The organism is Thalassoroseus sp., from assembly GCF_984380535.1.
The window spans coordinates 129,746-145,715 of the sequence record NZ_CFHRBF010000019.1 but is presented as its reverse complement, the minus strand read 5'-3'; the positions used below and the strand labels follow the sequence as shown (position 1 = coordinate 145,715).

9 protein-coding genes and 1 pseudogene are annotated in these 15,970 nt (G+C 55.0%); all 10 read left to right on the top strand.

Going from position 1 to position 15,970, the window contains the following annotated elements; translation table 11 throughout:
* The first annotated feature begins 49 nt into the window (after positions 1–49).
* The 10 genes and pseudogenes from nusG (at position 50) to AC5DDB_RS24080 (ending at position 15,963) form a co-directional block, all read left to right on the top strand.
* The gene (gene nusG, locus AC5DDB_RS24125; RefSeq protein WP_491742319.1) at positions 50–676 is read left to right on the top strand and encodes a transcription termination/antitermination protein NusG; all 627 of its coding nucleotides are present in this window, start codon (positions 50–52) and stop codon (positions 674–676) included.
* Between the two features lie 268 nt (positions 677–944).
* Positions 945–1,370, top strand: coding sequence for a 50S ribosomal protein L11 (rplK, locus tag AC5DDB_RS24120; protein ID WP_491742318.1), 426 nt, complete (start codon positions 945–947; stop codon positions 1,368–1,370).
* Between the two features lie 171 nt (positions 1,371–1,541).
* Entirely contained in the window at positions 1,542–2,246 is a 705-nt protein-coding gene (gene rplA, locus AC5DDB_RS24115; protein WP_491742317.1) for a 50S ribosomal protein L1, read from the top strand.
* A 71-nt stretch (positions 2,247–2,317) separates the two neighbouring features.
* Positions 2,318–2,842: a 50S ribosomal protein L10 gene (gene rplJ, locus AC5DDB_RS24110; protein ID WP_491742316.1), complete on the top strand. Its 525-nt coding sequence runs from the start codon at positions 2,318–2,320 to the stop codon at positions 2,840–2,842.
* Between the two features lie 200 nt (positions 2,843–3,042).
* Positions 3,043–3,459 (top strand): 50S ribosomal protein L7/L12, encoded by a 417-nt coding sequence (gene rplL / locus AC5DDB_RS24105; protein WP_491742315.1) that lies wholly within the window; start codon positions 3,043–3,045, stop codon positions 3,457–3,459.
* 661 nt (positions 3,460–4,120) lie between these two features.
* A complete protein-coding gene (gene rpoB / locus AC5DDB_RS24100) occupies positions 4,121–7,855 on the top strand; it encodes a DNA-directed RNA polymerase subunit beta (protein WP_491742314.1) in 3,735 nt (1,244 codons plus the stop codon).
* Between the two features lie 169 nt (positions 7,856–8,024).
* A pseudogene (locus tag AC5DDB_RS24095) lies at positions 8,025–8,306 on the top strand (four helix bundle protein); the annotation flags it as partial.
* A gap of 65 nt (positions 8,307–8,371) precedes the next feature.
* Positions 8,372–12,748: a DNA-directed RNA polymerase subunit beta' gene (gene rpoC, locus AC5DDB_RS24090; RefSeq protein ID WP_491742313.1), complete on the top strand. Its 4,377-nt coding sequence runs from the start codon at positions 8,372–8,374 to the stop codon at positions 12,746–12,748.
* A gap of 236 nt (positions 12,749–12,984) precedes the next feature.
* Positions 12,985–13,938 (top strand): L-histidine N(alpha)-methyltransferase, encoded by a 954-nt coding sequence (gene egtD / locus AC5DDB_RS24085; protein ID WP_491742312.1) that lies wholly within the window; start codon positions 12,985–12,987, stop codon positions 13,936–13,938.
* 189 nt (positions 13,939–14,127) lie between these two features.
* Positions 14,128–15,963 (top strand): TrkH family potassium uptake protein, encoded by a 1,836-nt coding sequence (locus AC5DDB_RS24080; RefSeq protein ID WP_491742311.1) that lies wholly within the window; start codon positions 14,128–14,130, stop codon positions 15,961–15,963.
* The last annotated feature ends 7 nt before the right edge of the window (positions 15,964–15,970 follow it).

Genomic DNA, 15,970 nt, shown 5'->3' with positions numbered 1-15,970 from the left:
GGGCAAGTCGAACCGGGATCACTGTATAATTGCAGATGAGGTCAAAACGATGACCGACGAACAAACCACACCGGAATCTCAGACGCAAGACGACGCCCCCGTCGCGGATGCTGCTGAGCAATCGACAGACGCCCCATCCAATTTCGAATGGTACGTGCTCAAAGTCCAGAGCAACCGTGAGAAGTCGATCAAGGCATCCCTGGAACGGAGCATCAAACGCGAGGGGCTCGAAGAGTTCTTCGGCGAGATTGTGATCCCGACCCAGAAAATCAAAGAGAACAAGAACGGCAAACCTCGTGTCGTCGAACACAAGCTGTTTCCCGGCTATATCATGGCTCACATGGAGCTGAACGACGAAACGTGGTACCTCGTTCGCGACACCACCGGAGTCGGCGACTTCACCGGAGCTGCCGGCAAGCCGATCCCGATGCAACCGCACGAAGTCGCTGCCATGCTAGGAACCGATGTGCCACAGGGTACGCCGGCAGCAGAACCGTTGACTAAGATCGACTTCGAAGTCGGCGAGATGGTCAAAATCAAAGAAGGCGGCTTCGAAGGCTTCGAAGGCACCATTGACGGCATCGACGAACACAGTGGCCGAATTTCGGTGCTCGTTGAGGTGTTCGGCCGGTCAACCCCAGTGGAACTGGAGCACTGGCAAGCGGAGAAAGTCTGATCGAGGCCATGTGGCCTGGAAGCAGAAAGCAAGCATTGAGGAGCAAAACCATCTCCCTGCTTGGCATCTGCTTTTGATCGCCGACCTCAGTATCTTTCAGAATTTCTGAAAAAATCTCCCGTCGGACACTTGCGTTTCGTGCGGGAGTCACCAGAATGGCACGCTTCCCGTGAGTACCCGGATCGGGGCTCGCACCTTTAACATTTGTCATCACCACAACCCAAACCTCCTCAGTTTGTGGTTGGAGATAGAAAAGAAAATTTGAGTCATGGCTAAGCAGCTCAAGGCCCAAATTAAAGTTCAAGTTGTTGGCGGCCAAGCAACTCCGGCTCCGCCTGTTGGTACCGCACTTGGTCCACACGGTGTGAACATCGGGCAGTTCGTCCAGCAGTTCAACGACAAAACGAAGGACATGGCTGGCACCACTGTGCCGGTTGTGATTTCGGTCTACAATGACCGATCGTTTGACTTCATCGTCAAAAGTCCGCCAGCGGCTGTTTTGCTGAAGCAAAAAGCAAAAGTCGCCAAAGGTGCTGGCAACCCGCGAACCCAAAAAGTCGGTGCCGTTTCCACGGAAGACTTGATGGAAATCGCAAAAGTCAAATTTGAAGACATGAACGCAGGAAGTGTCGAGCAAGCCGCGCGAACAATCGCCGGAACTGCCCGAAGCATGGGGATTGAAGTCGTCGACTAAATCCCTCACCCGCCTTCTTTCCCGGGGACCACCTGCCGTCATTGTGCGGAATTGGTGGAAGAGTGAAAACACACACTCGAACGGTAGGCGAAACTAAGAACTAATCCGCTGAAGTTGTTTCCGCGATTGGTTTCCGTCTATCGGGTCGAGAGAAGTAAGGTTATCTGAGCGATGGCAAAACGTTCGAAACGCATGGAATTCCTGCGAACCAAAGCAGCGGAAGCGGGTCAAGTCTCGTTGTCCGAGGCTGTCAACGCTCTGAAGGGGCTTGAAGGTTCCCTTCCCAAGGCGATCAAGCCCTGTAAGTTCGACCAAACTGTCGAACTGGCATTGCGGCTCGGTATCGACCCTCGTCAAGCGGACCAAATCGTCCGGGGTTCTATCGTTCTTCCGCACGGTATCGGAAAAACTCAGCGAGTGCTGGTCTTCGCCCAAGGGCCGAACGTCGCAGTCGCTGAAGAAGCTGGTGCCGATCACGTCGGCGGCAAAGAGCTTGCCGAGAAAATCAAAGAGGGCTGGCTCGACTTTGACGTTGCGATCGCCACCCCTGACATGATGGGTGTCGTCGGTCCGCTCGGTCGTGTTTTGGGCCCCCGAGGATTGATGCCTTCGCCCAAAGCCGGAACCGTGACTCAAGATGTCGCGACGGCAGTCAAAGAATACAAAGCCGGTAAAGTCGAATTCCGGAACGATAACGCCGGAATCGTGCACTGTGTGGTCGGAAAGATGTCGTTCTCGGCTGAACAGTTGATCGACAATGCCCAGGCGTTTCTGAAACAAATTTCATCCATGAAGCCAGCGTCCTCGAAGGGCGTCTATCTTCGTAGCGTTACCCTGACAGCCACCAATTCCCCCGGAATCTCCGTTGCTGCATAGTTTTTCGTGTGCGGTCTGCGGTATTGATTTCCCCGTTATTTGGTGCGTGAAAACCAGGTTGTGAGAGTGTCATGAGTAAAGTCATCAAAGGCATGTTGATCGACGAAATCACCGAGCGTCTCGGCGAACACCGAGATATGTTGGTCGTCGATTGCTCGAAGATGGATGCGATTACGTCCAACACGTGGCGTCTGGCACTCCAGAAGAAAGACATTACCGCTTTCACCGTGCGAAACACGCTGGCTCGCCAAGCGTTGCACGGTGTCGGCGTGACATCGCTCGACGATATCCTCGAAGGCCCAAGCACTTTGGTGTTTGGCGGCGAAGACGTCGTTCAGCTTTCGAAAGAGATCACGAAGTGGGCGGACGATCTGAAGCCTCTCGAGGTCAAAGGCGGCACGGTCGGCGGGCAAACGCTGACTCCTGATGGCGTCGTGGCTCTCAGTAAAAGCCCCAGTCGCGAAGAATTGCTTTCGACGATCGCCGGGACGATTCTCAGCCCCGGTGCCAACTTGGCCGCTGCCCTTTTGGGACCAGCTCGAATGCTGGCCAGCCAAATCAAGCAAATCTCCGAAGGCGACGAAGACGGCGAATAAGTTTTGTGACGTGTGTTCGACGGCGAACGACCACCGAACACAATTTTTTCAAATTTTGAGTCATTGGAAACTGAAACGACGCGGCGGTCGTGTCGTACAAAAGTTACCGAGAAACCCTCTGGCAACCAACACCCGGTTCTGCCTGCCCGTGTGGGCGAGGACGCCGGTGAGGAGCAGACAAAACGGGGATGGTGTTGACCATGAGTGAAGAATCTGGCGCGGCTACAATGGAAGTTCCTGCGGAAATCAAAGACCTCGGCGAAAAGATCGTCAAGCTGACGCTCTTGGAAGCCAAAAGTCTCGTTGACTACCTCAAAGACGAGCACGGCATCGAGCCCGCTGCTGGTGGCGGCGTGATGATGGCGGGTCCAGCTGCCGCTGACGCTGGCCCAGCTGCTGAGGAACAAACGGAATTCACCGTCATGCTGACCGGCTTCGGCGATCAAAAGATCGGCGTCATCAAAGTCGTGCGTGGCGAAACCGGTTTGGGCCTCAAAGAAGCCAAAGACCTCGTCGAAGGTGTGCCAAAGCCGCTGAAAGAAGGTGTCTCGAAAGAAGACGCCGAAAAAATCAAGAAAGCGATCGAAGAGGCCGGCGGTACCGCCGAAATCAAGTAATCGCTTACTGGTCGATCACGACGGCACTCTGATTTTCCAGAGTGTCGTCGGATTTTTTTCGACGAGTGACTATGCGCCGACACTTCGGTTGTCTATGCTGTGCGATGGTGCGTCGGTTGAATTGTTGGAATTCCCATCCAGACGCTCGAATGCCACACCGTTCGGGGTGAATGTTTCGAAGTGGTGTGTTGCAAGAACAGCGACGAGAAAACGTGGCACGGAAGTATTCGCAGCCTCTCTGGAGAGGCATGGGGGGTGAATGTGAGGCGGCGTTCTCAGAACGTTTCGACCGCCGCGGAGCGACCGCTCCGTGCCGCGGGCTTTTTCGTCTTCTCCGCCCGGCCACGACTTGTTCGTGTCGTCTGGCTTCACACGGCCAACTTCTACAAGGTTGGAAAAATCACGTCAAGACTCCTCTGGCCACTTTCTCACCTGTTGCACCCTCTGTTACCGACGGCAAACTGCTGCGGAGTCTCGTTGTTTTGTCCCAACGGTTTCCAGTGATGAGAGTTGTGTCCTACGTGAGGCCTATCTTTCGTCGCCGACTTTTTGTTGAAGCATGATGTTTCGACCGTGCGTTCCGATTGGGTGGCGGCCCCCAGCGGAATTGCCAGTGCAGTTTGGCCGTTGATCACCGTTTTTCATCAGAAGAGAGCGATCCATGCCGATTCCAGCCGAGCGAATCGTCCCGACCAAAGAAATCCGCAACTTCGGTGATCTTCCAGAAGAATTCGAAGTCATGCTGCCGGACTTGCTGGCCGACCTGACACGAATTCAAACCGAGTCCTACGCTCGGTTCTTGCAACTTGATCGCCCCGCCCGCGAGCGGAAGGATCAGGGTCTGGAAGAAATTCTGCGGGAAATCTTTCCGATCGAAAGCTACGACGGACAGTACCGCCTGGACTACATCAAGTACGAACTCGGCAAACCGCGGTATACGCCCCTCGAATGTCGCCAACTCCGTTTGACTTACGGTCGGCCGTTCCGCGTATGGTTACGGTTGGAGAAAGAGCAACCGGTCGAAGAAGAAGTCTATCTCGGCGATATGCCGATCATGATCGGCGGCGGTGAGTTCATCATCAACGGTGCGGAACGATGCGTCGTTTCACAGTTGCACCGTTCTCCTGGTGTGGATTTCGTCCGTACCGATGAACCCGGTGAACGCAAGAACTTCTCTTGCCGGATCATTCCGGAGCGTGGAAGCTGGATCGAGTTGGTCATCAGCAAACGCGACGCACTTGGCGTGCGGATCGACCAAAGCGGGAAGTTCTCCGCCATGACGCTCCTGCGGGCCATGGAAAAGAACTACTCGGATGACGAAGCTCTCGTCGACTTGTTCTACAAGACTACCGAGGTCGATGTCGCCAAGTTCGGTGCAAACGAATCGCTCGTCGAGAAGTATGCGGCGAAGGATATCGTCTATCCCGCCGGACACGAGCGTTGCGGTGAGATCATCGCTGACGTCGGTCAACAGTTGACGGCCGAGATGTGTTCGCAGATCGGTGAAAGCGGTTTGGACACCGTCAAACTCATCGACAACATGACCGACGATCTGGTCCTCTCGAGCATTCTCGACGACGGCACACACAGTCACGAAGAGGCGTTGCTTAAGATTTACCAACGTCTCCGTCCCGGCAACCCACCGGCTCTCGACAAGGCCATCGATCTCTTCCAAGAGAAATTCTTCGAAGTCAATCGTTATCGTCTCGGCCGTGTCGGTCGGTTCCGTATCAATCGGAAGTTCGACCAGGACATCCCGGATACGCAAATGACGCTTGATGCGTTGGACTTCGTCAACGCGATCAAGTACTTGCTCAAGTTGCGTGCGGGGGATGATTCGGCACGGATCGACGATATCGATAACCTCGGCAACCGACGTCTGCGAACCATCGACGAACTTGGAACCGATGAAGTTCGCAAAGGCTTTTTGAAGCTGCGTCGCACCGTGCAAGAGCGGATGCAGATGAAAGACGTCGAGGAAATGACCCCTCGACAACTTATCAATCCGAAGAGTGTGTCGGCGGCGATCGACTACTTCTTCGGGCGTAGCGAACTCAGCCAAGTGGTCGACCAGACCAACCCGCTGTCGATGCTCACGCACGAACGCCGATTGAGTGCTCTCGGCCCTGGTGGTTTGAACCGGAAACGGGCGGGCTTTGAAGTTCGCGACGTGCACATTTCGCACTACGGCCGAATTTGCCCGATTGAAACGCCGGAAGGAACCAACATCGGTTTGATTTCGTCGTTGTCGATTTTTGCGAAAGTCGATGATTACGGCTTCCTGATCGCTCCCTATCGGAAGGTTGTCGATGGTCGTTTGACCGACGAGATCGAATGGCTGCGAGCGGACCAGGAAAGTTACGTTCGCGTGGCTCCTGCCGACACAAAGGTGGATAACGGTCAACTCGTCGAAGAGCGTGTTTTGGCTCGTCACAACAACGACGTGGTCTGGATCGCCAAGAACGAAGTGCAATACATCGACTTGGCTCCGAGCGAGATGGTCGGGGTGTCGGCGGCGTTGATTCCGTTCCTCGAACACGACGACGCCAACCGGGCGTTGATGGGTTCGAACATGCAACGGCAAGCCGTGCCGTTGTTGATCGCCGAGCCGCCATTGGTCGGTACCGGGATGGAACAATACGTCGCCCGCAACTCTGGGATGGTTGTTCGCAGCGACCGCGATGGCGAAGTCACTTATGTCGATGCCGACCAAGTGCACGTCGACGGCAAGAAGTTCCCGATGCGGAAGTTCACCGGGCTTAACGAACGGACCTGCCTCACGCAGAAACCGACCGTTACAATGGGCCAAAAAGTTCGCAAGGGCGACATGCTCTGTGACAGTGCCGCGACCCGTGACGGTGAGTTGGCCCTTGGACGGAACGTGCTTGTCGCCTTCATGAGTTGGGAAGGTTACAACTTCGAAGATGCCATTATCCTCTCCGAGCGATTGGTGAAGGAAGACGTTTATACGTCGATCCACATCGATGAATTCGACGTCGAAATTCGTGAAACGAAACTCGGGAAGGAAGAGTTCACTCGCGATATTCCGAACGTCTCCGAGAAAGCTCTGCGACATCTCGATGAAGACGGGATCGTGCAAATTGGAACTCGGGTTTCGCCTGGCGATATTCTCGTCGGGAAAGTCAGTCCGAAAGCGAAGAGCGAACTCACCCCGGAAGAAAAGTTGCTCCACGCGATCTTCGGGCGTGCCGGTGAAGACGTGAAGAACGAGTCACTCGACGTGCCTTCGGGTGTCGAGGGGATCGTGATTCACACCGAACGATTCGCTCGTCAAATGAGCTTGTCCGACATCGAACGCAAGAAGTTCCAAATGGAACTCAAGAAGACCGAGGAAAAAGGCAACGAAACGGTTGCGACTGCATTCCAACGCTTCTTGGGACCGTTCGAAGAAGCCTACGGCCAAACCGTTGTCGACGATGACGGTCGCCAGATGAAATCGTTGGAAGACCAGAAAGTCGTCGCCGAGTTCGCCGTCCGCTTCCCGGAATGGTACGAACGTCTCGACGCGGGTAGTCCGAAGAAAGAAGCCGACCTGCGGAAAGTCATGGACGAGCATTGGTCACTCGTCGAAGAAGCACTCGACGAACGTGATCATGCCTTGAACAGCATGAAACGCGGCGACGAGTTGCCCTCGGGCGTGTTGCAAATGGTGAAGGTCTACGTCGCCAGCAAACGTCAGATTTCCGTCGGCGACAAGATGGCCGGTCGACACGGGAACAAAGGGGTGATTTCCAAGGTCTTGCCGATCGAGGATATGCCTTATCTGCCCGACGGTACGCCAATCGACATCATCCTGAACCCGCTCGGTGTGCCGAGCCGGATGAACGTGGGTCAGATTCTCGAGACTCACTTGGGATGGGCGGCTGGCAACGTCGGTTATCGCTGTGTCTGTCCGGTGTTCGACGGGGCACCTGAAGAGCAAATCAAGGCGGCTCTCAACGAAGCTGGTCTGCCGGAAGACGGCAAGATTCACCTCCGTGACGGGCGAACCGGTGAGTTGCTCGAACAGAAAACGACCGTCGGCTACATCTACATGCTCAAGTTGCACCACCTCGTGGATGACAAAGTTCACGCTCGTGCAACCGGACCGTACAGCCTCATTACCCAACAACCGCTCGGCGGGAAAGCTCGCTTCGGTGGTCAACGATTTGGGGAGATGGAAGTGTGGGCCCTCGAAGCCTACGGGGCGGCTTACATTCTGCAAGAGTTGCTCACCGTCAAGAGTGACGACGTGGAAGGTCGAACCAAAATCTACGAAAGCATGGTCAAAGGCGAGAACACCCTCGAAGCCGGCACCCCCGCTAGTTTCGACGTGCTCAACAACGAAATCCGCGGTCTCTGCCTGAACCTGACGCTGGAGAAGAATCAAGTGTGAGACAACGAGGATTAATGACCTAACGCGATCCACTTGGTTTCACGTGAGGATGGAAGATGGAGGATAGAGAATGGCGGCTATCCACAGTTTTCGAGATCTTCATGTGTACCAAGCCGCGAGAGAGGGAGCTCAAGCGATTTTTCAGCTGACTTAAAGGTTTCCGAAGCCAGAAATCTACTCACTCACGGATCAGATTCGCCGCAGTTCCCGAGCGGTGGGTGCGATCGTAGCCGAAGGTTGGGCCAGACGACGTTATGAAGCGGACTTCATCTTGAAAATGACACAAGCACTGGGGGAAGCGATGGAAACACAAGCATGGCTCGATGCAGCCCTCGACGCCGAATATATCTCACAAGTTGAGCACAACACTCATGATCGCCAATGGCAATCGATTGGTGGAATGCTCAATCGCACGATCGCGCAAGCGAATCGGTTTTGTACCAAAAGCTGACGAAGAGACCGCCATCTTCCATCCGCAATCCTCCATCCTCTCTGCAACCACCGGAGTTTGACAGAATGGCAATTACCGAATCAGCCTATGAACGCGTGAACGATTACGGCTCGGTGAAAATCGGGTTGGCGAGTCCGCACGATATTCGCTCCTGGAGTTTTGGCGAAGTCAAAAAGCCAGAAACGATTAACTACCGGACCTATCGCCCGGAACGCGACGGGCTGTTTTGTGAGCGGATTTTCGGTCCGGAAAAGGACTGGGAATGTGCCTGCGGCAAATACCGTGGCATGAAGTACAAAGGCATGATCTGCGACCGTTGTGGCGTGAAAGTCACCCACAGCCGCGTGCGTCGGAAGCGGATGGGCCACATCGAGCTCGCTGCGCCGGTCGTTCATATCTGGTTCTTCAAGAGCATGCCCTCGCGATTGGGTGCGTTGCTCAACATGAAGACGACCAGCCTGGAAAAGGTTATCTATTTCCAGGATTACGCGGTCATCGATCCCGGTGATACCCCGCTGCGACGTGGGCAACTCATCACCGAAGACGAAGCTCGCCAAGCTCGCGAGAAGTACGGTCACGGTTCCTTTGAAATCGACATGGGAGCCGAAGCGATCAAGAAACTGCTCGAGACGATTAACCTCGTCGAAGAGTCGGTCCAACTGCGGAAAGATCTGCGGGAAACCGGTTCGCAGCAGAAGATGAAAGACTACATCAAACGACTGAAAATCGTGGAAGCTCTCCGCGATAGCGACAACCGCCCCGAGTGGATGGTGCTCGATTGCGTGCCAGTCATTCCGCCGGACTTGCGGCCGTTGGTACTGCTCGATAGTGGCAACTTCGCGACCAGCGACTTGAACGACTTGTACCGCCGGATCATCAACCGGAACAATCGACTCAAGAAGTTGGTCGACCTGAACGCGCCGGAAGTCATCGTCCGTAACGAAAAGCGGATGTTGCAACAATCGGTCGATGCTCTCTTCGATAACAACCGTTGTAAGCGACCCGTGCTCGGTTCTTCGAACCGTCCACTCAAATCGCTGACGGACATGATCAAAGGGAAGCAAGGCCGGTTCCGCGAAAACTTGCTCGGGAAACGGGTCGACTATTCCGCTCGTTCGGTGATCGTCGTCGGCCCGGAACTCAAGCTGAACCAATGTGGTTTGCCGAAGAAGATCGCGTTGGAACTTTACCAACCGTTCATCATCCGCCGCCTCAAAGAACTTGGTCATGCCGACACCATCAAGAGCGCCAAACGGATGCTCGAACGTCGCGATGACGAAGTTTGGGACATCTTGGAAGAGGTGATCACGAACCATCCGGTTCTTCTCAACCGTGCACCAACATTGCACCGGATGGGGATTCAAGCTTTCGAACCAGTGCTGGTCGAAGGGAACGCGATTCGGGTTCACCCGCTGGTCTGCAAAGGGTTCAACGCTGACTTCGACGGCGACCAAATGGCGGTTCACTTGCCATTGTCGATCGAAGCCCAGGTCGAAGCGACCACGTTGATGCTCTCGACGAACAACATTTTCGGACCGGCGAACGGTGCCCCGATTATCGCTGCCACGCAGGATATCGTGATGGGTTGCTATTACCTCACGGTGAAGCGTGGAGGTATGGAACGCTGGGGTTGGAGCGGCGACAACGGCGAAAAACGACTCATCGAGTTCTCTTCGCCAAACGAAGTCTTCACCGCGTTGGCTCAACAGCGTGTTCGTCGACACGACATCATCAAAGTTCGCTTGCCGAAGGACCGCCAGGTTCGTGGTGAAGGAGCCGAGGAATACCGTCCAGGTCGACTCATCGAAACAACCGTCGGACGCGTGTTATTCAACGACATCCTTCCCAAAGGCATGGCGTACTACAACACCACGATGACGAGCAAAGAACTCGCCAACGTGATTTCCGACAGCTATCTGGAACTGAGCCGAAAGGCGACGATCCAGCTGCTGGACTCCATGAAGGAGATTGGGTTCCGCGAAGCGACCAACAGCGGAATTTCCTTCGGAACCAGCGACCTGAAAACGCCGGACGAAAAATTCCACGTCATCAAAGAGACGGAGAAGGAAGTCCTCAAGCAAATGAAGCTCTACAGTCGGGGTGTGATTACCGACCAAGAGCGTTACAACACCGTGCTTGACTTGTGGACCCATGCTCGGGAACAAATCACCGAAGCGATGATGCACGAGTTGGAACACGACACCCGTGATGAAGGCAAGTATGTCAACCCGGTGTTCCTGATGGCTCACTCCGGGGCTCGTGGTGGTAAGGAACAGATGCGACAGCTCGCCGGGATGCGGGGGCTGATGGCCAAGCCGTCGGGCGAGATCATCGAAACCCCGATCAAAGCCAACTTCCGGGAAGGTTTGTCGGTGCTGGAGTACTTCTCCTCGACGCACGGTGCTCGAAAAGGTCTCGCGGATACCGCCCTCAAGACCGCTGACTCGGGTTACCTCACGCGGAAGTTGGCCGACATCTGCCAGAACGTCGTTATCACCGAGGAAGACTGCGGAACCACGCAAGGGATCACTCGTGGGATTCTCTACCGTGGGGAAAAGGTCGAAGTCAGCTTGGCCGACGCGATTCGTGGTCGCGTTTCGCGAACGAATATCGTCCACCCGATTACGGACGAAGTCATCGTCCGGGAAAACCAGCTGATTACCGTCGAAATCGCCCGCAAGATCGAGGACATGGGTCTTGGGAAAATCCAGGTGCGGTCGCCCATGACGTGCGAAAGCCGACTCGGTTTGTGTCGTCTCTGTTACGGGATGGACTTGTCGACCGGTTCGCTTGTCGAAGAAGGTTTGGCCGCCGGGATTATTGCCGCTCAGTCGATCGGTGAACCGGGGACGCAGCTCACCATGCGGACGTTCCACGTGGGTGGGACCGCCAGCCGGGACATTGAGGAAAGCGAACTCAAAAGTCGTCGGTCTGGTAAGGTCAAGTTCACGCAAATCCGCAGCGTGATCAACAACGAAGGCCAGAACATCGTCCTTACGAAAGACGGTCAGATCACCGTTCTCGACCCGAAAGATCGAGAACTCGAGACCTACAAAGTTCCGAACGGGGCGACTCTCTTGGTCACCGAGGATCAAGAGGTCAAGGAAGACGATGTCCTTTGCCGTTGGGACCCGCACTCCGTGCCGATTCTGTCGGAAGAAGGCGGTTGGGTGAAACTGGTGGACTGTATCGAAGGCCGGACTGTGCGGTCTGAGAAAGAGTCCAGCGGTAACATTCGGCGAACCGTCATCGAGCACAAAGGCGACGTGCACCCGCAGATCGTTGTGCAAGACAAAGATGGTAAAGCCCTTAAATACTATCCTCTGCCGGAAGGTGCGAGCGTCGACGTCCAAGACGATGACGAAGTGGCCGCCGGTCGGGTGTTGGCGAGAACTCCACGTGCCGCCGCCGGTACGCAGGACATCACCGGGGGTCTGCCTCGGGTCACGGAACTATTCGAAGCTCGGAAACCGAAAGACCCGGCTGTTATCGCCGAGATCGACGGTGTCATCGAGATCGGTGAAAAGAAACGTGGCAAGCGGATCATCATCGTGGTCGGTGAGGACGGCTCGGAAGTCGAACACGTTGTGCCGCCAGGTAAGCAATTGCTCGTGGAAGGTGGTCAGAAGGTCAAAGCGGGAACGGCTCTCATCGCCGGTCCACTCGTCCCGCACGACATTCTCCGCGTGCAAGGTGCCGAGGAAGTGCAGCAATACTTGTTGCACGAAATCCAAAGCGTGTACCAAGCTCAACGGGTGGACATCGACGACAAGCATATCGAAATCGTTGTGTCGCAGATGCTGCGGAAGATTCGCATCGAAGACACCGGCGACACCGAATTGCTGCCGGGCGTGTTGGTCGACAAGTTCGAATTCCGCCGCATGAACGAAGAGCTGATGGACAAGGTCAAAGTGACCGACTCTGGAGCTGCGGACTTCAAAGTCGACGAAGTTGTTCCGCTCGACTTGATCGAGGAAGTCAACGAAGACTTGGAAGCTGCCAACGAGCCGACGGTGAAATACACCCGTCCGCGAGCAGCCACCGGAACAACCCAACTTTTGGGGATTACCAAAGCGTCGGTGCAAAGCGAAAGCTTCATCTCCGCGGCGAGTTTCCAAGAGACCACCAAGGTGCTCACCGAAGCGGCACTTGCGGGCAAGATCGACAACTTGGTCGGTCTGAAGGAAAACGTTATCCTCGGGCACTTGGTGCCGGCGGGAACGGGGTTCCATTCGCATCAAAACTCTGAGGTGCGAATTCACGAAGAAGCCCTCGAAGAGTTGCGAGCCGAGAAGGAACGGATTCACGCCAATCGCATGAACATGCTCAACGAGCCGTCGGGCTCTGAGTTGGGCAACGGGAATGCGGCTTCGGCGGAAGTCGCAGCGGAGCAAGCGAAAGCTCGTGAAGCTCTCGACAAACTCGTTCCCGACGAGAACTAATCACAATTCGAACCAGGAAAACCGGCCCAATCTGGGTCGGTTTTTTTGTATCAATTCGTCGAAAGCTCAGGGAAACGCCGGTAGAAAACCGGAATGCCGAGTCCTACAATCGGCCACCTCATTCACGGGAGTTGCCTGCACCGTTTGGAACGCCAATCGCCTTTTCCCCACCCTGCTCCTCGATTTGCGACTCCCCACTTACTGCCAAACAACTTCAACAACGAAAGCGCTCGCTGATGTCAACTCGCGAAATGGAATCGCTGAACACCACGCTCGACGCCTTCATGTCCGATGTCCTCGACGGTCTGACCACGTCGCCGAAGACGTTACCTAGTAAGTATTTCTACGACGAAACCGGGTCCAAACTCTTTGAACAAATCTGTGGTCTCGACGAGTACTATCTCACCCGGACCGAACTCGGAATCATGCGTCGTCATATCGACGAAATGGCCGATACGATCGGTGTGGGAAGTATGCTGGTGGAGTACGGCAGCGGCAGTAGTTTGAAAACACGGATGCTGCTCGATGCACTGCAACCACATGTACACTATGTGCCGGTTGATATCTCGGGCGACTATCTCCAGTCCGTGGCGATGGAATTGCGAGACCGATATCCTTCGATCGACATCGATCCCGTTTGCACCGATTTTACGCAAGGCTTCGAGTTGCCGGAGAATACCGAAGCTCACCACGTCGTTTACTTCCCTGGGTCCACGATTGGCAATTTCGGCCCGGCGGAAGCGATCGATCTGCTTAGCAATATTGCCGAACAAGTCGGGCCGGGTGGCGGATTGTTGATCGGTGTCGATCTTTGGAAGTCCCCGGAGATTCTGCATCCCGCGTACAGTGATGCGGCCGGTGTAACCGCGGAGTTCAATTACAATTTGCTCCGGCGAATCAACACCGAACTCGATGCCAACTTCGCCATCTCCCAATTTCAGCACGAAGCTCGTGTGAATGCCGCCGAACATCGCATGGAATCGCATTTGGTTTCTTTGACCGACCAAGTCGTGGAAATCGATGGTTCCTCGATTGAGTTCGCGGAAGGTGAAACCATCCACACTGAGTGTTCCTATAAGTACACGCAACCGATGTTCGCAGAGTTAGCTGGCGAAGCGGGCTTCGATGTCGACCGAATTTGGCGTGATGAGCAATATGATTTCACGGTGCAGTATCTCGTGGCCCGGTAATCGAGCTTGTTCGGTCTGTGCTCGAGAAATGCGAATGTGATTGCCGTTGACCGAATGTTTTCGTTAGGATTCGTCTTCCTTACGATGCCCAGCGACCGTTGAAGTTCACGATTTGTTGAATTTCCGCTAATCCGTTTGGCACCGGAACCGTTGACGAGAGAAAGCCAACGAACAACGTCGGGCCGGTCCATGAACGACAAACCGCACATTCCTGCGAACTTTGAGTCGATCAATACGCTCAATCCCATTCCTGTCAACCGACTTCGGTGGGCAGAGGGGTTTAGCATTATTCTTGGCGTTGTATCGACGGTCGTGCTGAACGGTCTTCGACAGATCGATGGATTGAACCGCACGGAATTGGGCATCATCGTGTGTCTCACGATGGTCTTTCTCGCGGGTTCATTGATTCAGCGATACCGATGGTCGCTGACCAAATCCACGTTCCGACGGCGAAACCGCTGGCGAATCGCGATTAGTGCCATCTGGGCAGTCGGTGCACTGACAATCCCGATTTGGGGAACGGCATTCACGGAGTCACGATTTTCGGCACTGGTGCAGTTCTCGGAGATCTGTGTTCTATGCCGGGCGTTTGTTGAATCGATTTATCTCACGCGTGAGTTCACCGCCCGTAGTGGTGGCAATCCTGCGCCCCTGCTGATGTTGTCGTTTGTGGCATTGATTGGTGTCGGCACCCTCTTGCTGTTGTTACCAAAGGCATACGCTGACCCGGCCAAAGTGCCAGAAAACTTCCCCGATCGCTTCCGCATTGCTTTGTTCACCGCCACAAGTGCGAGTTGCGTGACAGGTTTGATCGTCGTCGATACCCCCACCTATTGGAGCCGAACAGGACAAGCGGTGATCATGGGGCTGTTCCAGATCGGTGGGTTGGGCATCATGACGTGTGGTGCTTTCTTCGCGGTTGCCGCCGGTCGCGCCATGCGGGCCCGCGAACGTGTCGCCTTGCACGAACTTCTCGAAGCCGATCAACCCGGACAAGTGAAACGACTCGTCTTGGGAATCTTCGCGTTCACGTTGATTTCCGAACTGGTCGGTGCGGTGTGCATCTCGGGACTGTTCGCAAACGAAAGCTTCGGGGACCAGGTTTTTCTGAGCGTGTTTCACTCCGTCAGCGCATTCTGTAACGCGGGGTTTTCGTTGACGGAAAACAGTTTCGTCGGCTATGGACACCGCTGGGAAGTTTGGGGTGGCGTGTGCGGACTGATCATCATCGGTGGTCTCGGTTTTGCCACGCTGTATAACATTTTTCTCTACACGCGGATGCAGTGGGCCTCGATCCGAAGTACCCCACTGTTTAACCTTCCGACCAGCCAACCCCGACTTTCCGTGTCTGCACGGCTCGTGTTGACGACAACGATCATTCTCTTAGTCTTTGGAACGATCGCGTTTTTCTTGCTGGAATCCACCGGCCGCCCCGCAAGTGATCCGCAAATCGCAATTCCGTTCGGACAACGCATTTCGGAAGCGTGGTTTCAATCCGTCACGTTCCGCACCGCGGGGTTCAATACCGTCGACATGGACGCCATGACTCCAGCGACAAAATTGCTGGGAATCATGCTGATGTTCATCGGAGCGGCTCCCGGTTCGACCGGCGGCGGAATCAAAGTAACCGCAATCGCCTTGGTTGTGCTTCGACTGAGAAACATCCTGCATGGACGCCAACGTATCGAAGTTCATAAGCGGATCATTCCTGATATTCTCGTCAACCGCGCATTGACGATTGTCGCATTAGGTGTGTTGTGCGTGATGATGACGACGATGTTGCTTGCGATTTTCGAACGCAACGAAATGCAGTTTATGAACCATTTGTTCGAGTCGGTCAGTGCGTTCGCGACGGTGGGCGTCTCGGCGATTGGGACACACACGCTTCAGCCGATGTCGCAATATGTGATTATCGTGACGATGTTTCTCGGTCGAATCGGCCCGCTGACTTTGTTCATCGCGTTGGCCGGTTCCCCGAAGCCATTGCGATACGATTACCCCGAAGAACGTGTGAACCTCGGCTAACCATATG

Coding starts and splice junctions, on each gene's coding strand:
- nusG (WP_491742319.1), top strand. CDS start 50: ATGACCGACGAACAAACCACACCGGAATCTCAGACGCAAGACGACGCC.
- rplK (WP_491742318.1), top strand. CDS start 945: ATGGCTAAGCAGCTCAAGGCCCAAATTAAAGTTCAAGTTGTTGGCGGC.
- rplA (WP_491742317.1), top strand. CDS start 1,542: ATGGCAAAACGTTCGAAACGCATGGAATTCCTGCGAACCAAAGCAGCG.
- rplJ (WP_491742316.1), top strand. CDS start 2,318: ATGAGTAAAGTCATCAAAGGCATGTTGATCGACGAAATCACCGAGCGT.
- rplL (WP_491742315.1), top strand. CDS start 3,043: ATGAGTGAAGAATCTGGCGCGGCTACAATGGAAGTTCCTGCGGAAATC.
- rpoB (WP_491742314.1), top strand. CDS start 4,121: ATGCCGATTCCAGCCGAGCGAATCGTCCCGACCAAAGAAATCCGCAAC.
- rpoC (WP_491742313.1), top strand. CDS start 8,372: ATGGCAATTACCGAATCAGCCTATGAACGCGTGAACGATTACGGCTCG.
- egtD (WP_491742312.1), top strand. CDS start 12,985: ATGTCAACTCGCGAAATGGAATCGCTGAACACCACGCTCGACGCCTTC.
- AC5DDB_RS24080 (WP_491742311.1), top strand. CDS start 14,128: ATGAACGACAAACCGCACATTCCTGCGAACTTTGAGTCGATCAATACG.